Source organism: Mycolicibacterium gadium (genome assembly GCF_010728925.1).
In the GTDB taxonomy this organism is placed as follows: Bacteria; Actinomycetota; Actinomycetes; order Mycobacteriales; family Mycobacteriaceae; genus Mycobacterium; species Mycobacterium gadium.
Map to the genome: position 1 here is coordinate 2,424,705 of NZ_AP022608.1, position 23,748 is coordinate 2,448,452.

The 23,748-nt window shown below is 67.2% G+C and carries 2 protein-coding genes and 1 pseudogene; all 3 read right to left on the reverse strand.

Annotated elements, in window-relative coordinates; all coding sequences use genetic code 11:
- Window positions 1–53 precede the first annotated feature (53 nt).
- A pseudogene (locus G6N36_RS30440) lies at window positions 54–1,283 on the reverse strand (condensation domain-containing protein); the annotation flags it as partial.
- Entirely contained in the window at window positions 1,270–9,015 is a 7,746-nt protein-coding gene (locus G6N36_RS30230) for a non-ribosomal peptide synthetase (protein WP_179964767.1), read from the reverse strand. The pseudogene G6N36_RS30440 and the gene G6N36_RS30230, both read right to left, overlap by 14 nt.
- Window positions 9,012–23,747: a non-ribosomal peptide synthetase gene (locus G6N36_RS12005; protein WP_163686707.1), complete on the reverse strand. Its 14,736-nt coding sequence runs from the start codon at window positions 23,745–23,747 to the stop codon at window positions 9,012–9,014. The genes G6N36_RS30230 and G6N36_RS12005 overlap by 4 nt, the downstream gene beginning before the upstream one ends.
- Between the last annotated feature and the right edge of the window lies 1 nt (window position 23,748).

Sequence of the window (23,748 nt, forward strand, 5' to 3'; positions counted from 1 at the left end):
ACCTCAGCCACCACACCCACCGACGACAACCGCCGCCCCGGATCAGCAACCATCACCTCCAACACCCGACGCAACCGCCCCACCAACACCTCAACACCGGCCACATCAAACACATCAGTGTCGTATTCGACGCGCACCCCCAACTCGGTGCCGGGCAGGGCTTGGACCGTCAGCGGGTAATGGGTGTACTCGCGGCGGGCCACGTCGGTGATGGCCAGTCCATCGGCGCCGCCGAGGGCGCCGCTGTCGATCGGGAAGTTCTCGTAGGCGAATACGGTGTCGAAAAGTTGGTCATGACCTGTGATGCGCTGAATCTCGTTGAGCGCCAGATGTTGATGCTCCAGCGTGTTGGTGAAGGTGCGGTGCAGCTGGTCGAGCAGGTCGGCGACGGTGGTCTCGGCGGTGACGTTCGCCCGCACGGGAACCGTATTGATCATCAGGCCGACCATCGATTCCGAACCGGCCACTTCGGCCGGCCGCCCCGAGACCGCGGTGCCGAAGACGACGTCGTGCTGGCCGGTCAGCATCATCAACACCTGCGCCCACGCCGCCTGCAGCACGGTGCTGATCGTCGTATGGCAGGTCCGCGCCAACTCACCGAGCGCCTGGGTGCTCTCCTCGGGCAACCGGAACAGTTCCACGCCCCGCCGCCCCAGCCCCGCCCGGCCGGGCGGACCGACCAAGGTCGGGGTCTCGAAACCAGCCAGCACGTCGCCCCACGCCAGGCGGGCGGCGTCGATGTCCCGATTGGACAGCCACGCAACGAAATTGCGGTACGACGCCGGTGCAGGCAGCCACTGCCCGAAGTAACTGGCGAAGATCTCTTGCAGCAGGATCGGCAGCGACCAGCCATCCATCACGATGTGGTGGTTGGTGAGCACGAACCGGTGCCGGTCCTCGGCGACACGAATCAACGTGGCCCTGAAGACCGGGCCATCGGTCAGGTCACAGACCGCGGCGCGATCGGCGGCGCAGATTCGCTGGATCTGCTCCTCGATATCGTCGCCGGGTTCGAGGTTGACCTGCCGCCATGGCGCCTCGGGATCGGCGGGAATGATCTGCACCGGCTGCTCGAGCTGTTCGTGAAACCGGGCCACCAGGTTGGGGTGGCGGTTGACCACCGTGCGTACGGCATTGTGCAGCCGGTCGGCATCCAGCGAGCCGGCCACCGAGATCTCCAGCTGCACCGCGTAGATGTCGTCGCCGGAACCCACCGAGGCGCTGGCATGAAACAGCAGGCCTTGTTGCAGTGGGGTCAGCGGCAGTACGTCAGCGATCTGCATATTGCCGCTGGAGCTCGTCGAGCTGCTGCTGGCTGACCCGTGCGGTGATATCCGAAGGGGTCAACCCGCCGCCACCCGACTTGACATGCGTGGAGATACCGGACAGCGCGTCAAACCAGAGCCGGTTGAGTCGCTGCACCTGTGTCTCGTTGAGTGTCGAGGGAGCCCATGTCCAGTTGGCCTGCAGGCGCGGACCGTTGTCGGTGTCGATGGTGCTGGCGTTGACCTCGAGGGTGTGCATCAACGGCATGGGTATCGCCGCGGCGACATCGCCCAGCGAAACCGCCTCGGCGCTGACCCGCCACAGATCCTCGGAAGCCTCGGCTGCGGCGGCACCCAACCGCCCGAGATAGTTGAAACCGATCGTCGGGTCCGCCCCGGCGAGGTCGACGTCGGGGTTCAGGTAGCGCAGCAGGCCGTAGGTCAGGCCCTCCGGCTGGGAGCGCAACTGTTCCTTGGCATCCTTCACCAACTGCCCCACCGCGGCGTCCCCGGCGGTCACCTGCGCCCAGGACAGCCCGCCGACCGTCAGCGCCACCGGGTACTTGGTGGTGAACCACCCCACCGTGCGCGACAAGTCCACGTGCTCGGCCAGTTCCTCGGCGCGGCCATGGCCCTCCACATCGATTCCGACCGGCGCGCTGCCAGTACCCAGGAATTCCGCCAACGCCAACCCGAACGCAATCAACAGAATGTCCTGCACCCCAGCGTGAAACGCCGACGGAACGTCACCCAGCAGCAGCCGCGTTGTCTCCGAATCGAGTGATTCCGACAACGAACCGGCACGGGCACGCGTATCCACCTCGGGGCGCACCGCAGGCAAGACCGTCGGGGTTGCCGCCACGCGCCGCCATGCGTCGGCCAGGCCCACGACCTCCGGGTGGCGCGCGTGCTCAGCGAGCAGCGCCGACCACCGGGCAAAGGACGTGCCACCCGCGGGCAACTCGACCTGCTGCCCACTGTGATGCTGAGCCCAGGCGATGTTCAGGTCTTCCAACAGGATTCGCCACGACACTCCGTCGACAGCCAGATGATGAATCATCAACGCCAGCTGGCCGGTCTCGGTCGCCCACAGCGCGCTGAGCATCATCCCGGAGGCTGGATTCAGTCGCGAACGACCTTCGGCCACCGCCTCATCGGTCAACATCTCGACCGTGCGCAGGCACGCGCCGGCCTCCACCGCCCCGACTTCGGGAACCTGCAGTAGCCAGGCGCCGGTTCCATCGTCACCGACGCGCGCCCGCAACATGGCATGCCGATCCAGCAATGCCTGCACCATCACGGTTACGTCGGCCTCGGTGACGCCGACCGGGGCCTGCAGCACCACTGTCTGGTTGAACTCGTCAACCGGACCCTCGACGCTGTGCAGCCACCGAATGATCGGGGTGGCCACCACCGGACCGATACCCTCGTCGACCTCAGTGGCTTCACCACTGACAACCTGGGCGACGGATGCAAGCCTGGACACGGTCTGCTCGACGAAAACATCGCGCGGTCGGCACACCAGCCCGGCAGCGCGGGCGCGGGCCACCACCTGCATCGACAAGATGCTGTCCCCGCCCATATCGAAGAACGAGTCATCGACCCCGACGCGCTCCACACCCAACACCTGGGCGTAGATACCGGCGAGGATTTCCTCGACCGGGGTGACCGGAGCCCGATAGCGGTCAACGTCTTGGTACTCGGGTGCCGGGAGCGCCCGCTTGTCGAGTTTGCCGTTGACCGTCAGCGGCAACGCATCGATGGCCACCACCGCAGCGGGAACCATATACCCCGGCAGCCGCTCGGCCAGTGCTGCGCGCACCTCGAGGGAATCGGCTGTTCCAGTGATGTAACCGACCAGTCGTTTGTCACCGGGACGGTCCTCGCGGACAATCGCCGCCGCCTGATTCACCCCCGGCAGGTCGGCCAGCGCGGCCTGCACCTCACCGAGCTCGATCCGATAACCACGAATCTTGACCTGATCGTCGGCCCGGCCCAGATACTGCAACTGCCCGTCTTCGCCCCACCGCACCAGATCGCCGGTGCGATACATCCGGGCCCCCGGTCCGCCGAATGGACACGCCACAAACCGCGACGCCGACAAGCCGGCCCGCCCCATGTACCCCACACCGACGCCACGACCGGCGAGATAGAGCTCACCCACCACACCTACCGGCACCGGCCGCAACCACTCATCAAGAACAAACGTCGCGCCATTGGGCACCGCGGAACCGATGGGCACCGAACTCGAACCCGCGACGAGCGGCGCACTGATCGCCGCATAGATTGTCGCCTCGGTCGGACCGTACGCGTTGATCATCACGCGCCCGGCTTTCGCCCACCGACTGACCAGCTCAGTCGAGCAGGCCTCACCGGCCACGACCAACGCCGTGGACTCCAATTGCTCCGGCGACAGCATCCCCGCCGCCGAAGGGGTCTGATACACCACATCGACCTGTTCGGCGACCAGTAGGTCATGCAGGTCGTCCGGGGAGCCTGCTACCGACTCCGGCACGACCACCAATCGACTGCCGTGCAGCAGCGCACCCCAGATCTCCCACACCGACACGTCAAACACCAATGAATGCCACTGCGTCCACGCCCGCCCCGGCCCTGCAGGCAGATCGCGCGGCAAGGAGTGCAGCGTTTGCGTCACGTTGCCGTGCGTGATGCCGACTCCCTTGGGCACACCGGTGGTCCCCGAGGTGTAGATCCGGTACGCGATGTCCTCGCCCGATGGCAGCGGCAACGCAGTATCGTCCTGCATCTCCACCGCCGGATCGCCGACATCGATGACGGCGACACCGGATCCGCTGAGCCGTGAGCCCAGATCCCCCGCCGTCACCGCCGCGACCGGCTTCGCATCGGCCACCATGAACTCCAGCCGCGCCGCGGGCACCGCCGGATCCACCGGCACATACGCCGCACCAGTCTTGAGGATCGCCAGCATGCCCACCAGCGCCTCGGCACTACGGGGGACCATCAACACCACAGACTCACCCGGACCGGCTCCACGCTCAACCAACAGGTTCGCCAACCGATTCGAAGCCTGATCGAGGTCGGCGTAAGTCAACGAACGACCCTCGAACGTCAACGCCACGCCCTGCGGAGCACGCGCCACCTGACCGGCGAACACCTCAGGGATCGACTTCATCACCGACGGCGCCCGCAACAACACCGCGCGATTGGTCAGCCCATCCAACCGGGCGTGCTCACCGGCGTCGAGTAGATCCACCGACGACAACCGCTGAGTGGGATCGGCTGTCATGAACGCCAAGACCCGTTCGAACCGCTCGATCAGCGTTCCGATGCTCGCCGCGTCGAAGGCGGTGGTGTCGAATTCGACACGCAGCCCGAGTTCGTGAGCCGGCAGGGCCATCACCGACAGCGGGTAGTGGTTGGACTCGCGGTTGGTGAACTCGGTGACGGTCAGCTCGTGCGCGCCCGAGAACGCACTGGTGTCTATGGGGTAGCTCTCGTACAGGAACAACGTGTCGAACAGTCGATCGTGACCGGTGGCGCGGTGAATCTCATTGAGCGCCAAGTGTTCGTGCTCGATGGTGTCGTTGTGCGCGCGTTGCAGCTGCGCCAGCAGGTCGGCCACGGTCGTCGTCGCGGTGGTGCGCGCCCGTACCGGAACCGTGTTGATCAACAGGCCCACGATCGTTTCGGAGCCGACCAGTTCCGCCGGCCGACCCGAGACTGCGGTGCCGAAGACGACGTCGGGCTGGCCCGTCAGCATCATCAACATTTGTGCCCACGCGGCCTGCAGCACTGTGCTGACCGTCGTGTGGCACGACCGGGCGAGCTCGCCGAGGGCCTCGGTCGTCTCGGCGGAAAGCCGATACGATTCGACTCCGCGCTGCCCGGCCGGGGCCGACGGGGCCAGCAGGGTCGGGGTGTCGAAACCGTTCAACACCTCACGCCACGCCGCTCGGGCGGCATCGCGATCCTGTTTGGCGATCCAGCTGACGACACTGCGGTACGGCGCAGCAGCGGGCAGCCGCTGCCCGAAGTAACTGGCGAAGATCTCCTGCAGCAGGATCGGTAGCGACCACCCGTCGATCACGATGTGGTGGAACGTGAAAACAGCCCGATGCTCGTTCCCTGCGGTGCGGATGAGCGCGGCCCGGAAGGTCGGCCGGTCGGCCAGGTCGCGTACTGCGACGCGCTCGGCAGCCGACAGCTGCTCGATCTCGTCATTGGGGTTTCGGTCGTGCTCGCGAAGGTCCACATACCGCCACGCCATCACCGGTTCGGCCGGGATGATCTGCACCGGCTCGCCGAACTGGTCGCAGAAGCGGGCCGCCAGGTTGGGGTGACGTGCGACCACGGTATGCACCGCATCGCGCAGCCGATGCTGGTCGAGCAGGCCGGCGATGGTGACGTCCAGCTGCACCGCATAGATGTCGTCCGCGGCGCCATTGGCGACGGTCGAGTGGAACAGCAGTCCCTGCTGCAGCGGGGTCAACGGCAACACATCGGCGATCCGATACTGCTGATCAAGCTCGTCGATCTGCGACTGGCTCAGCCTGGCCGGCGCGATATCCGACGGCGTCAGCCCGCCCCCGCCGCTTCGGACCAGGGCGCACAAGCCGGACAGGGCCTCGAACCACAGCTGGCTCAGCCGCTGCACCTGGGCGCGGTCCAGCGCCGAAGGCGCCCACGTCCAGTTGGCCTGCAGGCGTGGGCCGGTGTCGGTGTCCACGGTGCCCGCGTTCAGGTCGATCGTGTGCATCAACGGCATGGGCACCGCCGCGGCGGCCCCGGTCAACGCCAGATTGTCCTGCCTGAGCCGCCAGAGGTCGTCAGACAGGTCGCCCCCGCCCGCGCCGAGTCGACCCAGATAGTTGAAGCCGATCGTGGGATCCGATCCGGCCAGATCGACATCGGGGTTCAGATAGCGCAGCAGTCCGTAGGTCAACCCGTCCGGCAGGGCGCGCAGTTGCTCCTTGACGTCCTTGATGACATCACCCAGTGCGGCGTCACCCGCGACAACCTGTGTCCAGGGCAATTCGCCCGCTGCCAATGACACCGGGTACTTGGTGGTGAACCACCCGACCGTGCGCGACAGGTCAACGTCGAGCGCCAATTCTTCGTGGCGGCCGTGGCCCTCCACGTCGATACCGATCGGCGCTCCGCGGTGGTCCAGGAACTCGTTCCACGCCAGCCCGAACGCAATCAGCAGAATGTCTTGCACGCCAGCGTGAAACGCCGTGGGAACCTCACCGAGCAGCCGGCGGGTTGTCTTGGCGTCCAACGACACCGAGATCGACTCGGCAGTCGCGTAGGTGTCGGTCGCCGGCTGCACCGCCGGCAATACCGCCGGGATGGCGGTCACCTGTCGCCAGGTGTCAGCCAACGCAACCACTTCCGGCTGCTGCGCGTGTTCGGCCAACAACGACGACCAGCTGGCGAACGACGTTCCCCCCGTCGGCAACTCCACCAACTGCCCGTTGTGAAGCTGAGCCCAGGCGATGTTCAAGTCCTCCAACAGGATTCGCCACGACACCCCGTCAACAGCCAGATGATGGATCATCAACGCCAGCTGGCCTGTGTCGGTCGCCCACAGCGCGCTGACCATCACCCCGGTGGCTGGGTTCAACCGCGAACGCGCTGCCACCAACGCCTCATCGGAGATCTCGTCGACCGTCTTCACCAACTTGCCCGCGTCGACCGAGCCGACGTCGGGCACCGTCAACGACCACCCGCCGCTGGAATCGTCTTCGGCCCGCAGTCTCAAGGTCGCATGCCGATCCAGCAAGGCCTGCAGGAGGACCACCACGTCGTCTTCACTGACATCCGCCGGGGCCTGCACCACTACGGTCTGGTTGAACTGGTCGACGGGACCTTTCACACCGTGCAGCCAGCGCATGATCGGAGTGGCCACCACCGAACCGACACCCTCGTCGACTTCAGCGGCTTCGCCACCAGCGACCACCGCCACGGAAGCGAGCCGGGACACCGTCTGTTCGACGAAGACGTCACGCGGCCGACACAGCACCCCGGCCGCTCGGGCGCGGGCCACCACCTGCATCGACAGGATGCTGTCACCACCCAGGTCGAAGAACGAGTCGTCGATCCCGACCCGCTCCACACCCAGCACCTGCGCGAAAACACTGGCCAGAATCTCTTCGACGGCGGTTGCCGGGGCCCGGTATTCGTCGCCGGTCGTGCGGTATTCGGGTGCGGGCAGGGCCCGGGTATCGAGTTTGCCGTTGACGGTCAGCGGCAGCGAATCGATCATCACCACCGCGGCGGGCACCATGTAGGTGGGCAACTTCTGAGCCAGCTTGGCCCGCGTCGTAGCCGGGTCCGCCGTGCCGGTGATGTAACCGACGAGGCGCTTGTGCCCGGGCCTGTCCTCGCGGGCGATCACCGCTGCCTGATCAACACCCTCGAGTGCGGCCAGAGCGGCTTGCACCTCGCCCAATTCGATGCGGTAGCCGCGGATCTTGACTTGTTCATCAGCGCGACCGAGGTACTGCAGCTGTCCGTCATCGCCCCACCGCACCAGATCTCCGGTGCGATACATCCGCGCGCCCGGCCCCCCGAATGGACATGCCACGAAACGCGAAGACGTGAGCCCGGCTCGGTGAACGTAGCCGACAGCCACCCCACGGCCAGCCAGATACAGCTCCCCGACCACACCCGCCGACACCGGTCGCAGCAACTTGTCCAGCACGAACAACGCCGCACCCGGCACCGGCGAACCGATCGGCACCACGGACGAACCCGCCGTCAGCGGCCCGCTCATCGCCGCATATATCGTGGCCTCGGTCGGGCCGTAGGCGTTGATCATCACCCGACCGTTCGTCGCCCACCGGTCCACCAGCTCACTGGGGCAGGCCTCACCGGCCACGACCAACGTCGTCGACTCCAGCCGCTCCGGCGACAACATCCCCGCCGCCGACGGGGTCTGGCACAACACCGTCACCTTCTCGGTGACCAACACGTCGTGCAAATCATCCGGCGAACTCGCCACCGACTCCGGCACGACCACCAGTCGGCCACCATGCAGCAGTGCGCCCCAGATCTCCCACACGGAGACGTCGAACACCAACGAATGCCACTGCGACCACACTTGTCCCGGCCCGGCGGGCAGGTGAGCGTGGAGCGACTCCACCAACTGGGTCACGTTGCGATGGGTGACCGCCACCGCCTTGGGCACCCCGGTTGTCCCGGAGGTATAGGTCATGTAAGCCAGGTCGTCGACCGCAGGCGCCGCCAAGGGCGCGCTGGACTGATCGTCGATGCGGGGGTCGTCGACATTGAGGACGACCATGTGGGATTCATCAAGCCGCTCACGTAGATCCGCCGTCGTGATCGTCGCGACCGGCGCGGCGTCACCGAGCATGAACCTGATCCGCTCATCCGGATGTGCCTGGTCGATCGGCAGATACGCCGCACCTGTCTTGAGCACCGCCAAAATCGCCACGATCGCCTCAGCGGAACGCGGAATCAACAACGCCACCGACTTGCCGGGTCCAGCACCGAGGCCAACCAGCAAGTGCGCCAACCGATTCGCAGTCTCGTCCAACTGGCGATAGGTCAGCAGGAGTTCCCCGCACACCAACGCCACGGCCTCGGGAGCGCGGGCCACATGTTCGGCGAACAGCTCGGTAATCGACACCGCCGCGGGGTCGGGCTCGGTCAATACCGCCCGGTTACCCCACTCAGCCAGTTCGTCATGGTCGTCGTCGTCGAGCAGATCAAAGGACAGCAACCGCCGTGAAGCGTCGATACTCATGATTCCTCCCGCACATCAGCGGTCATGGCAACCAGCACCCGCCGCAAACGCTCGATCAACTTTGCAATCTTGGCCGCGGTGAACACAGTGGTGTCGTATTCGAAACGCAGGCTTAGTTCGTCGCCGGGCACAGCTTGCACCGCCAGCGGGTAATGAGTGTATTCCCGGGTGGCGATGTCTGATATTTCGAGTCCGTCGACCCCCGACAGTGCGATCGTGTCGACCGGATAGTTCTCGTAGGCGAAAACGGTGTCGAACAGCCGGTCATGACCGGTGGCGCGATGCACGTCGGTGAGCGCCAGGTGCTGGTGCTCGAGGGTGTGGTTGTGGGTGGTCTGCAGCTGCTCCAACAGGCCGGCGATCGTCGTCTCGGCGGTGATTTTCGCTCGCACCGGCACCGTGTTGATCATCAGGCCCACCATCGACTCGGCACCGGCGACGTCGGCAGGCCGACCGGAGACGGCGGTGCCGAACGCCACATCGTGCTGACCGGTCAGCGAGTACAGCAATTGCGCCCACGCCGCCTGGAGCACCGTGCTGACCGTGGTGCGACATGAGCGCGCCAGTTGCCCGAGGGCATCCGTGGTCTCTGCGTTCAGCACGAGCGATTCGTAGCCCCGACGGCCCATTCCCTCGTGGCCGAGTCCGACGAGAGTGGGGGTGTCGAAACCGTCGAATACCTCGCGCCACGCCGCCTGCGCGGCATCTTGATCCTGATCGGCCAACCAGGTGACGAACCTGCGGTAGGACATCGGGGCGGGCAGTCGCTGCCCGTAGTAGGCGGCGAAGATCTCCTGCAGCAGGATCGGCTTTGACCAGCCGTCCAACACAATGTGGTGATTGGTCATCACGAACCGGTGCCGGTCCTCGGCGACACGGATCAGCGCGACCCGGAAGGCCGGTTCGGAGGAGAGGTCGAGAACCGCAGCGCGTTCTGCGGCGCATATCCGCGCAAGCTGCTCCTCGATATCCGCTCCGGCGTCGAGTTCGACGTACTGCCAAGGCGTTTCGGGATCGGCCGGAATGATCTGAATCGGCTGGTCGAGTTGTTCGTAGAATCGGGCCGCCAGGTTGGGATGACGCGCGACCGCGGTGTTCACCGCGCGACGGAGTCGCTCGGCGTCCAGCGGGCCGGTCACAGTGATATCCAGCTGTACCGAATAGACGTCGTCGCCAGAACCCGCCGCGGTACCCGCGTGATACAGCAGACCCTGCTGCAGCGGAGTCAGTGGGAGGACGTCGGCCAACGGATATTGCTGCTGGAGCTCGTCGAGCTGCAGCTGGGTCAGCCGGGCCGGGGCAACATCCGATGGGGTCAACCCGCCCCCGCCGTTCCTGACGCTGGTGCAGATGCCGCCCAGGGCCTCGAACCACAGCTGGTTCAGCCGCCGCACCTGGGTCATATCGAGGGCCGACGGCGCCCATGTCCAGTTGGCCTGCAGTTGCGGGCCGGTCTCGGTGTCCACGGTGCCGGCGTTGAGGTCGAGCGTGTGCATCAACGGAGTCGGCGCAGCGGTGGCAGCGGTCAGGGACCCGCCGACCTCGTTGATCTGCCAGATTTCTTCGGGCAACTGCGTGCCCGCACCCAGGCGGCCGAGGTAGTTGAAACCGATGGTCGGGTCTGCGTCAGCCAACTCGACATCCGAGTTCAGGTAGCGCAGCAAGCCGTAGGTGATTCCGTCCGGCAGGGCGCGGAGCTGTTCCTTGGCACCCTTGATCAGCGCCTCGAGCGAGGCTTCGCCGGCCACGACCTGTTGCCAGTCCAAACCGTTCACCGCCAAGGAGACGGGATACTTGCTGGTGAACCATCCCACCGTGCGCGACAGGTCCACGTCGTCGGCCAGTTCTTCCTGGCGGCCGTGGCCCTCCACGTCGATGGCGATGCGCGCGTCGCTGGTGCCCAGGAACTCCGCCAAGGCCAACCCGTAAGCGATCAGCAGAACGTCCTGTACCCCGGCGCGGAATGCCGCAGGCACCTCACCGAGAAGCAGCCGCGTCGTCTCCGTGTCCAGCGACTCCGACATCGACTCGGCAGTCGCATACGTGTCGGTCGCCGGTTGGATGGCGGGCAAGACCGCCGGAGTCGCCAACACCTGCCGCCAGGTGTCCGCCAGGTCAACGACGTCCGGGCTGTACGCATGTTCGGCCAACAATGACGACCACCGCGCAAACGAGGTACCCGCCGCAGGCAACTTCACCGGCTGCCCGCTGCGGTGCTGGGTCCACGCCAAGTTCAGGTCTTCCAACAGGATTCGCCACGACACCCCGTCAACGGCCAGATGGTGAACGATCAGCACCAGGTGGCTCGACTCCGCTGCCCACACCGCGGCCAACATCGCCCCGTCGGCCGGATTGAGTCGCGATCGCGCCGCCCGCAGTACGTCCTCCGACAAGGCATCGACGGGTTGCACGCAGGCGGCCGCGTCCACCGACCCCGCCTCTGGCACCGTCAACGACCACTCCCCGGCGGCGTCCACAGTGGCACGCGCGCGCAGCATCGCATGTCGATCCAGCAGCCCCTGCAGGACGACGGGTATGTCGTCCTCGGTCACCCCGGCCGGCGCCTGCACCACCACGGTCTGGTTGAACTGGTCGACCGGGCCCTCGACATCGAGCAGCCAGCGCATGATCGGGGTCGCGGTAACCGCACCCGTGCCCTCATCGACCGGGCGGCCCGCCCCGTCGATCACCCTGACCACGGAGGACAACCGCGCCACGGTCTGCTCGACGAAGACATCCCGTGGCCGGCAATGCACTCCGGCGGCCCTGGCGCGCGCCACCACCTGCATCGACAGGATGCTGTCACCACCCAGATCGAAGAACGAATCGTCGACGCTCACCCGTTCCACGCCCAGCACCTGGGCGTAGATGCCGGCCAGGATCTCCTCGATCGCGGTCGCCGGAGCGCGGTAATCGTCGGCACCCTGGTACTCCGGGGCAGGCAGCGCCCTGCGGTCGAGCTTGCCGTTCACCGTCAACGGCAGCACGTCCAACGCCATCACCGCCGCGGGCACCATGTACTCGGGCAGCCGCTCGAACATCGCCGCGCGCAATTTCGCCGGATCGGCGGTCCCGGTGATGTAGCCCACCAGACGTTTGTCGCCGGGGCGGTCCTCTCGGGCGATCACCGCCGCCTGGTCCACCCCATCCAGGTCGGCCAACACCGCCTGTACCTCTCCGAGCTCGATCCGGTACCCGCGGATCTTGACCTGCTCATCGGCGCGGCCCAGATATTGCAGTTGACCGTCGGCACCCCACGACGCGAGATCACCCGTGCGATACATCCGCGCTCCGGGGCCGCCGAACGGGCACGCCACGAAACGCGATGCCGTCAACCCGGCCCGACCCACGTAGCCGTAGCCAACGCCGCTGCCCGCCACATACAGCTCACCGACCACCCCGACAGCGGCCGGGCGCAAGAAATCATCCAGCACGAAGAAGGCCAGATTCGCCAGCGGCACCCCGACCGGACTGCTGGCGCTGTCGGCGTCACGCTCGACGATCTCTCGGAACGACGCATGAACCGTCGTTTCGGTGGTGCCATACATGTTGATCATGCGGGGCAAACCCTGATGGCTGTGCAGCCACGTCCGCAGCCGGTGGGGCTCCAGCGCTTCCCCGGCGAACACCACCGTCTGCAGCTTCAGCTGATTGCCCAGTTCTGGCTGCAGGGCATAGAACGCCGATGGGGTCTGACTCAGCACAGTGACTTGTTCGGCAGCCAACAAGGAGTGGAAATCCTCCGGGGAGCGCGCGACATCCTCCGGCACCACGACCAATCGGCCACCGTGCAACAGGGCACCCCACATCTCCCACACCGAAACGTCGAAGGCCAACGAGTGCCACTGCGTCCACACTTGTCCTGCGAGCTCCAGCTCGGCGCCCGCAGCCTCCAGCAGCTGGATCACGTTGTGGTGGGTGATGGCCACGCCCTTGGGCACTCCCGTGGTTCCCGAGGTGTAGATCAGGTATGCGATGTCGTCGTGTGCCGGCACCGGCAACGCGGTGGTCGGCCGGTCGGCAATGGCGGGATCGTTGAGGTCGATCACGGGCAGCTCGGCCGAGTGCAGCCGGCCGGCCAGCTCGGCGGTGGTGATCGCAGCGATCGGCGCGGCGTCGGCGAGCGTGAACGCGATTCGGTTGTCAGGGTGCGCAGGGTCGATGGGCAGGTATGCCGCACCCGTCTTGAGCACCGCCAAGATCGCCACGATGGCTTCGGCGGACCTGGGCAGCAACAGCGCCACACGTCGACCCGGGCCGGCCCCGTGGCTTGCCAACAGGTTCGCCAACCGGTTGGCGGCCTGATCCAGCTCGCCGTAGGTCATCGAGCGACCTTTGAACGTCAAAGCGGCCGCGTCGGGCGCGCGAACCACCTGCGCGGCGAACAGCGTCGGGATCGATACCCGTGTGGGCACTCGCTGTGTCAACACCGCCCGGTTGCTCCACTGATCCAGCCGGGCGTGCTCACTGCCATCGAGCAGATCGATCGACGACAGTCGGCGGGTGGGATCGATCGTCATGATCTCCAGCACGTGCTGGAGTCTCTCGATCAAGTTCTTGACGCTCGCCGAATCGAAGGCGTCGGTATCGAATTCGACCCGCACTCGCAATTCGTGACCCGGCATGACCACCACCGACAACGGGTAGTGGTTGTACTCGCGGCTGCTGATGTCGGTGACGGCCAGCTCGTGCGCACCGAGCAACGCGTCGGTGTCCATCGGATAGTTCTCGTAGACGAACAGCGTGTCGAACAGCCGGTCGTGGCCGGAGATACGGTGAATCTCGTTGAGCGCCAGGTGTTCATGCTCGAGGACATCGTTGTGGCCGCGCTGTATTTGGTCGAGCAGGTCTTCGACGGTGGCGGTCGCGGCGATGCGGGCGCGAACCGGGACCGTGTTGATCATCAGGCCCACCATCGACTCCGCGCCGGCGAGGTCCACAGGTCGACCCGAAACCGCGGTACCGAACGCGACGTCTCGGTGGCCGGTCAACCGCATCAGCAGCTGCGCCCACGCGGCCTGCAGCACGGTGTTGACGGTGGTGCGCTGAGCGCGCGCCAACTCTGTCAGTTCCCGCGTCAACTCGGCTGGCATCCAGGAGGTCTCGACGCTTCTCTGGCTGCCCTGGACCGGCGGCCCGACGAGGGTGGGCGTGTCGAATCCGGCCAAGACTTCGCGCCAGGCTGCGAGCGCCGCGTCGCGATCCTGGTCGGCCAGCCAACAAACGAAGTTGCGGTAGGGCGCTGCGGCGGGCAGACGTTCTCCGAAGTAGCCCGCGAAGATCTCGTGCATCAGCACCGGCAGTGACCATCCGTCGATCACGATGTGGTGAATCGTCAACACGAACCGGTGCCGATCATCGGACATGCGGATCAATGCGGCGCGGAAGGTCGGTCCGTCCGCAATGTCGCCGACCGCAGCACGTTCGACAGCGCACAGTTGCTCGACCTGCTCATCGACCTCGACGTGGTCGACCGGCTCGACATACCGCCACGCCAGCCCAGGGTCGGCGGGGATGATCTGCACAGGCTCGCTGAATTGGTCGCAGAAGCGGGCCGCCAGGTTGGGGTGTCGGATGACGACGGAATGCACTGCATCGCGCAGGCGTTCGCGGTCGAGCGGACCCGTGACAGTGACACCCAGTTGAACGGCGTAGAGATCTTCGGTGGATTCCTGCGCGTAGCTCGAATGGAACAGCAACCCCTGCTGCACTGGCGTCAGCGGAAGCACGTCGGCAATCCGGTCTCGCTGCTGCAACTCGTCGAGCTGTGACTGGGTCAGCCGGGCCGGCGCGATATCCGACGGCGTCAAACCGCCACCGCCGCCTCGGACGTGCGCGCAGATGCCCTGGAGGGCCTCGAACCACAGTCGGCTCAGCCGCTGCACCTGCGCGCTGTCCAGCGCCGAGGCGGCCCACGTCCAATTGGCCTGCAGTCGCGGGCCGTCGTCTCCATCGGTGGCACTTGCGTTGAGCGCGACGGTGTGCGCCAACGGCATCGGAATCGCCGCGGCCGCACCGGCTACCGACATACTCTGCGGGCTGATCCGCCACAGCCCTTCGGAGAGCGCGTCCGCCCCGCCGCCGATGCGCCCCAGGTAGTTGAAGCCGATCACCGGATCCGTTTCGGGCAGCTGGAGATTCGGGTTCAGGTAACGCAACAAACCGTAGGTCAGACCGTCAGGCAACGCACGGAGCTGTTCTTTGGCGCTCTTGACGATCGGACCAAGCGCTGCCCCACCGGCTTTCACCTGTGCCCAGGGCAACCGCTGGACAGCCAGCGACACCGGATACTTGGCGGTGAACCACCCGACCGTGCGGGACAGATCGACGTCGGCGGCCAGCTCTTCCTGGCGGCCGTGGCCCTCGACGTCGATGCCGATCGGAATACCGGACTTCTCCAGGAACTCCGCGCATGCCAGGCCGAAGGCGATCAGCAGGATGTCCTGCACGCCGGCGTGGAACGCCGCGGGCACTTCGCCGAGCAGCATCCGCGTCGTGTCGGCGTCCAATGACTCCGCCAGCTGTTGTGCGGTCGCATAGGTGTCCTGCTCGGGGTGCGGTGACGGTAGTGCCGGCGCAACGGCCGTGACTTCGCGCCAGGTGTCGGCGAGATCCACCACGGAAGAGCTACGGGCGTGCTCGGTAAGCAACGCCGACCACCTGGCGAACGACGTACCGCTTGCCGGTAACACGATCGGCTGCCCGCTGTGGTGCTGAGCCCACGCGATGTTCAAGTCTTCCAACAGGATTCGCCAAGACACGCCGTCGACTGCCAGATGGTGGATCACCAATGCCAGCTGCCGGGTCCCAGTCACCCACAACGCGCTGAGCATCACACCGTCGGCCGGGTTCAGCCTGGAACGGGCCGCCAGCAGCGCCTCGTCGGACAACGTATCGACCGTCTGCACACACTGCGCGGCGTCGACCGATCCCGGCTCGAGCACCGTCAGCGACCATTCGCCGTCGGTCGTGGTTTCCGTTCGCGCGTCCGCGGCGTCTTGCGCACGAAGCCGCAACGCGCCGTGGTGATCCAGCAGGGCCTGCAGAACGACGACCACGTCGGCTGCTGTCGCTCCGGCCGGCGCCTGCGCCACCACGGTCTGGTTGAATTCGTCGACCGGTCCGTCGATGTCGTGCAGCCACCGCATGATCGGAGTCGCCAGGACCGGACCCGTGCCCGGATCGTCGACGGCGGCTTCGGTGTCGGCGATCTCGACCACGCCCGCCAGCCGGCTCACCGTCTGTTCGACGAAGATGTCGCGCGGCCGGCACTGCACGCCAGCCGCGCGGGCACGGGCCACCACCTGCATCGACAGAATGCTGTCGCCGCCCAGGTCGAAGAACGAGTCGTCGACCCCAACCCGCTCGACGCCGAGCACCTGGGCATAGATGCCGGCGAGGATCTCCTCGACGGCGTTGGCCGGAGGCCGGTATTCGACGCCGGCGCCGCGGTACTCGGGGGCGGGCAGCGCCCGAGTGTCGATTTTGTTGTTGGGCGTCAGTGGCAGCGCGGCCAAGCCGACGACCGCGGCGGGCACCAGGTACGGCGGCAACCGGTCCGCAAGTTGAGCGCGGGCGTCGGCCGGGTCGGCCGTCCCGGTGATGTAGCCGACGAGACGCTTGTCTCCGGGCCGGTCTTCGCGGGCGATCACCACGGCCTGATCCACACCGGCCACCGCGGCCAGCGCGGTCTGCACCTCGCCGAGCTCGATTCGGTAGCCGCGGATCTTGACCTGCTCGTCGGCGCGGCCGAGGTAGATGAGCTGGCCGTCGGCTCCCCACCGCACCAGGTCGCCGGTGCGGTACATGCGGGCACCGGGCGCACCGAAGGGGCACGCGATGAACCGCGACGACGTGAGGGCGGCCCGGCCCAGATAGCCGCACGCCACTCCCTCGCCTGCCACGTACAACTCGCCGACCACGCCGGCGGGCACCGGCCGCAGCCAGGCGTCCAGGACGAACAGCGCCGCCCCCGGCACCGGCGAACCGATCGGCACCACACCCGACCCGACCGTGAGCGGGGCACTGATGGCCACGCACATCGTGGTCTCGGTCGGGCCGTAGGCGTTGATCATCACGCGCCCCGGCGCCCACCGGTCGACCACCTCGGCGGGGCAGGCCTCGCCGACGACCGCGAGCGCCGTCGACTCCAGGCCTTCGCGCGACAGCATGGAGACCGCCGACGGGGTCTGGGTGAGGACGCTGATTTGTTCGGAGACCAGCACGTCGTGGAAGTCCTCCGGCGATCCCACGATCGTCTCGGGCACCACCACCAGCCGTCCGCCGCGCAGCAGCGGTCCCCAGATCTCCCACACCGAGACGTCGAAGGCCAGCGTGTGGCACAGCGGCCACACGCCCGGGTTCGGCAATCCGGCGTCGAGCACCGTGATGAGCTGGGTGACGTTGTGGTGGGTGACGGCCACGCCCTTGGGGGCGCCGGTGGTGCCCGACGTGTAGATGATGTAGGCGACGTCGTCGGCCGCAGGCATCGGCAAGGCAGTGGTGGGCTCGCTGTCGCCGACGGGGGCGTCGATGTCGATGACCGGCACGCCCGACTCGTCGAGCCGCGACCGCAGGTCGGCGGTGGTGATCACGGCGACTGGTGCCGCGTCGGCGAGGATGTAATCCAGTCGCGATGCCGGCACTGCTGGGTCGATCGGAAGATAGGCCGCGCCGGTCTTGAGCACCGCCAGGATCGTGATGACAGCCTGCGCGGAGCGCTCGGTCAACAGAGCCACCCGCTGCCCCGGGCCGACGCCCCTGGCCACCAGCACGTGTGCCAGCCGGTTCGCGGCCTCGTCCAGCTCGGCGTACGTCATGGAGTGACCGTGGGCGGTCAGCGCCACCGACTCGGGCGTGCGTGCCACACGCTCGCCGAACACCGCTGGAATCGACACCGCCGCAAGAGGTTTGCGGGTCAACACCGCGCGGTTGCCCCACCTGTCGATTCGGTCGTACTCGCCATCGTCGAGCAGATCGATCGACGCCAAACGCCGGGACGGGTCGGCGGTCATCGCGGCCAGCACCCGCCGTAACCGCTCGAGCAGCGCCTCGACCGTGGCCGCGTCGAACTGGTCGGTGTCGTAGTGCAGGCGCAGGCTCAATTCGTCGCCCGGCACGGCCTGTACCGCAAGCGGGTAGTGAACGTTCTCGCGGCTTTCGATGGACGTGACGGCCAACTCGCCGTCGACGTCAAGTGCAGCGTTGTCGATCGGATAGTTCTCGTAGGCGAATACGGTGTCGAAGAGCTGGTCGTGACCGGTGGCACGCTGGATCTCGGTGAGCGCTACGTGCTCGTGCTCGAGGGTGTCGCCGTGGGCGGTCTGCAGCTGCTCCAGCAATTCGGTGGTGGTGGTCGTCGCGGTGATGTTGGCGCGCACCGGCACCGTGTTGATCATCAGGCCGACGATCGATTCGGAACCGGGCAGCTCGGCCGGCCTGCCGGACACCGCCGCACCGAACGCAACGTCGGGCTGGCCGGTCAGCTGCATCAGCAGCTGCGCCCACGCGGCCTGCAGCACCGTGCTGACGGTGGTGTGGCAGGACCGCGCCAGCTCGCCGAGCGCGGTGGTGGCCTGCTCGGACAGCAGGCAGGACTGCACGCTTCTACTTCCGAGCGCCACCCGGCCGGCCTGGCCGACCAACGTCGGAGTCTCGAACCCGTCGAGCAGTTCGCCCCAAACCGCTTGGGCGGCGGTGTGATCCTGCTCGGCGAGCCAGGTGACGTACCGGCGGTAGGGCACCGGCGAGGGCAGCTGCTGGCCGAGATAAGCGGCGAAGATCTCTTGCAGCAGGATCGGCAGCGACCAGCCGTCCAGCACGAGGTGATGGATGGTGAGCACGAACCGGTGCCGGCCCTCTGCGGTGCGGATGAGCGCGACGCGGAAGACCGGCTCGTGGGTCGGGTCGCAGACTGCGCTCCGTTCGTCGGCGCACACCTGTTCGATCAGGCTCTGGGCCTGCGCCTCAGAGGCGAAATCGAGGTAGCGCCAGGGTGTTTCAGGATCCGCGGGGATGATCTGTACCGGTTCACCGAACCGGTCGTCGATGCGGGCGGCAAGGTTGGGGTGGCGGGCGATCACGCTGCGCACGGCACTGTGCAAGCGTTGCTGGTCCAGGACGCCGGAGACCGTGAGATCCAGCTGTACCGCGTAGATGTCGTCTCCGGCGCCCTTAGCGACCGCGGTGTGGAACAGCAGACCCTGCTGGACGGGGGTCAACGGCAGCACGTCGGCGAAGTCGTACTGCTGCTGGAGTTCGTCGATCTGGGCCTGACTGAGCCGAGCGGGCGCGATGTCGGAGGGCGTGAACCCGCCGCCACCGTTGCGGACGTGCGCGCAAATGCCTTCGAGCGCCCCGAACCACAGCGCGTTCAGCCGCTCGACCTGAGTTTCGTCGAGGGCGGACGGCGCCCACGTCCAGTCGGCGCGCAGGCGCGGGCCGTCGGCGGTGTCGACCGTGCCCGCGTTGAGGTCCAGCGTGTGCATCAGTGGGGTCGGCACCGCGGCGGCAGCGCCGGCCGTCATGCCGTCGTCGTCGATCCGCCACAGCTCTTCCGAGAGACCAGTGCCGCCGCCGAGTCGGCCGAGGTAGTTGAAGCCGACGGCCGGATCCGAGCCGGCAAGGTCGACGTCGTTGTTGACATATCGGAGCAGGCCGTAGGTCAGGCCGTCGGGGAGCGCGCGGAGCTGCTCCTTGCCCTCTTTGAGCACCGCGCCGAGCGCGGCGTCTCCGCCGGCGACCTGCGTCCAGTCCAGCCCGCCGAGGGCCAGCGCCACCGGGTACTTGGCGGTGAACCAGCCGACGGTGCGCGACAAATCGACATCGGGGGCCAACTCGTCGTCGCGACCGTGGCCCTCCACGTCGATGCCGACGGGCGAGCCGCCGGTCTTCAGAAACTCCGCGAGCGCCAACCCGTAGGCGATCAGCAGGATGTCCTGCACGCCGGCGTGGAACGCCGCGGGAACCTCGCCCAGAAGCAACCGGGTGGTGTCGGTATCCAGCGTCATCGCCACCCGCCCGGCGTTGGCGTAGGTATCGGCGGCCGGCTGCACGGGCGGAAACGCCGCCGGCGCCGCAGCGACCTGCCGCCAGGTGTCGGCGTGCTCGACCACCGCTTCGGCGTATGCGTGCTCGTTCAGCAGCGACGACCACCGCGCGAACGAGGTGCCGCTTCCCGGTAGCGCGATCGGCTGTCCGGTGTGTCGTTGAGCCCAGCCGATGTTCAAGTCTTCCAACAGGATTCGCCAGGACACCCCATCAACCGCCAGGTGGTGGATGATGAGGGCCAGCTGGCCCGTGCGGGGCACCCACAGCGCGCTGACCATTGCACCCGCAACAGGGTTCAGCCGCGACCGAGCCGCAGTCAGCGCATCGTCCGAGAGGGCCTCGGCCGTATGCAGGCAGGCACCGGCTTCAACGGCACCGGCGTCGGGCACCGTCACCGACCATTCGCCGTCCGCGTCCTCGGTGACACGCGCCCGCAACATCGCATGCCGGTCGAGCAGCGCCTGCAGCACCGCCGCCACGTCGGCTTCGCCGACCCCAGCCGGGGCCCGCACCACGACGGTCTGGTTGAACTGGTCGACCGGACCGTCGACGCTGTGCAGCCAGCGCATGATCGGGGTGGCCAGTACCGCCCCGGTGCCCTCGTCCACCGGGGCGTCCTCGATGGCCACCCCGGCCACCCGGGCCAGTCCGGCCACGGTCTGTTCGACGAACACGTCGCGCGGCCGGCACGCCACGCCTGCGGCCCGGGCGCGGGCCACCACCTGCATCGACAGGATGCTGTCCCCGCCGAGCTCGAAGAAGGACTCGTCGACGCCGACTCGCTCGAGGCCGAGGACCTGGGCGTAGATCCCGGCCAGCACCTCCTCGACGGCGGAGGTCGGCGCGCGGTAGGTGTCGCCACCCTGGTACTCGGGGGCACGCAGCGCCCTGCGGTCGAGCTTGCCGTTGACCGTCAACGGGAGCGCGTCGAGCACCACCACCGCCGCGGGAACCATGTACGGCGGCAGCGTCTCGGCCAGCGCAGCGCGGGCGTCGGCCGGGTCGACCGTGCCGGTGGCGTAGCCGACAAGGCGTTTGTCGCCGGGGCGGTCCTCGCGGGCCACGACCACCGCCTGCTTGACGCCGTCGATTGCGGCCAGCGCGGCCTGCACGTCACCGAGCTCGATCCGGTATCCGCGGATCTTGACCTGCTCGTCGGCGCGGCCCAAGTAGACCAGCTGGCCGTCGGTGCCCCAATACACCAGGTCGCCGGTGCGGTACATCCGCGCGCCGGCCTCACCGAAGGGGCAGGCGACGAACCGCGATCCAGTCAGCCCGGCCCGGCCCAGGTATCCGACCGCGACGCCGCGCCCGGCCATGTAGAGCTCGCCGACGACACCCGCCGGAACCGGGCGCAGCCACTTGTCCAGCACGAACGCCGCGGCGTTGGGCACCGGGGCGCCGATCGGCACGGTAGCGCCCGGCGTGAGGGGTGCGCTCACCGCCGCGTAGATCGTGGCCTCGGTCGGGCCGTAAGCGTTGATCATCGTGCGCCCGGACGCCCACCGGTCCACCACCTCGGCCGGGCAGGCCTCCCCGGCCACCACCAGCGCCATCGAGTCCAGCCCCGCCGAGGAGAGCACGCCGACGGCCGACGGAGTCTGGCTCAGCACATTGACCTGCTCGGCAACCAGCAGGTCATGGAAGTCCTCGGGCGACGTCGCCACCGCCTCGGGCACGATCAGCAGCCGCCCACCGCCAAGCAGCGGTCCCCAGATGTCCCACACCGACACGTCGAACGCATAGGAGTGCCATTGGGTCCACACGCCATCGCGCGGCAGGTCGGCGGGCAGCGACTGCAGCAAGCTGGTGGCGTTGCGGTGGGTCACCGCCACGCCCTTGGGCACACCTGTGGTGCCCGAGGTGTAGATCATGTAGGCGATGTCATCGGCGGCGGGAAGCGGCGGCGCCTCGGCGGGTTGGGCCTCGATCCGGGCATCGTGGGCGTCGATGACGGGGAGGTCACAGCCGTCCAGCCGGGCGCGCAGTTCCGCGGTCGTGACCGCCGCGACCGCCGCCGCGTCGTCCACGGTGAACTGCAGCCGCGCATCGGGGACCGCAGGATCGATCGGTACGTAGGCGGCCCCGGTCTTGAGCACCGCGACGATCGCCACGATCGCCTCGGCCGACCGCGGGAACAGCAGCGCCACCGACCGTCCGGGGCCCGCCCCCGCCGAGGCCAGCAGGTGCGCCATCCGGTTGGCGGCCTCGTCCAGTTCCCGGTAGGTCATCGACCGGCCGTCGGCCGTCAGCGCCACGGCGTCGGGAGTGCGGGTGACCTGGGCGGCGAACAACGACGGAAGCGATACCGGTTCGGGCTCCGGCGCAGCCAGCACCCCCCGGTTGCCCCAGTCATCCAGTAGCCGGGTGTACTCGGCGCGGTCCAGCGCATTGATCGACGACAGCGACTGCCCCGGATGGGCGGTCATGGCGACCAGCACTTGACGCAGCCGCTCCGCGAGGTCGGACACCTCGAGGTTCGCCAGTGGGTGGCCGGCGCCCAGCGTCGAGAGGAAGAGCTCGTCGCCCGCGCCGGAGAACACCAGGCCGAAACCGCCGACGAGGCCGGAGTTGGTCATCGTCGCCGATGCGGCGACACCACCAAAGTCCAGAGAGAACGCCGTCGGGAAGAAGTCGAGGATCACCCGCTGCGCGGTCTGGTCTTGGCCGCGCTGGGCCTTACGTTCCAGGGCTTGCACCGGAAATCGCTGATGTTGCAGAGCTTCTCGCATCCGCTCATTAACATGACCGCAAAAATCTGCCACCGTTGATTCCGGCGCAACTCGCAGAACCAGCGGTACGACACCGGCCACCATGCCAGGAAGCGTCTTTGTTTCAGGACGTACTCGCCTGCCGACGGGGAAATCGAGCACCACATCTGAGCCCTCGGCGCTCCACGCGCGCACCAGAAGTGCACAGGCCGCCGTTATGACGGCGGATCGAGGCACATTCCAGACCTCGGAAAGCTCTTGGGCGCGGCGAAGAGCCGCAGGGTCCAATTGGACCGGCGTCGAAAATTGGTTCGGATCACGTTCGCCAGTGGCCGTGGGTAATTGGGGTAGCGGTCCACTTTCCGGGGGGAGGTTACTGATCCAGTAAGCCTCATCGTCGACATAGTCTTGGGACGCTTCGTATTCCAATTCGCAGTCGACCAAGTCCTGCAACGAGCCGAAGAACGCAGGCGGGACGGGTTCGCCGGCGACGAGCGCAGAGTAAACGGCTGCAATGCGGTTGCCGACCAGTGCGATACCAGATGCGTCCGCGACGAGGTGGTGCACGCAGGCGAACAAGAAGAACTGTTCGGCGCCGGTCTGGAACAAGTCGAATCGGAACAGCGGCCCGGTGAACGGCATCGGGGTGCGTTGAATCGAATGCGCAATCTCGTGGACTTCCTGGGCGGGATCGCGCGAACCACTCAGGTCATGGAAGGCCAGCTGGACATCTGGGTAATCGACAGGGGTCTGGAATACCTGGCCATCGATCTCAGCGCAGCTCACCCTGAGGGGTTCGGCCTCTCGAACCACACGGCGGATGGTCCATTCGAGGGCATCACGGTCGACCGTGCCCTCGATCCTGACGAGCAGGCCGATTTGCCACTCAGTAGTCGAATGACCCGTTTCGTCCGCAAGCCATAGGTCCAGCTGTCCGCGCGTCAGCGGAAGTGCGCGGTCATCCAATTCCATC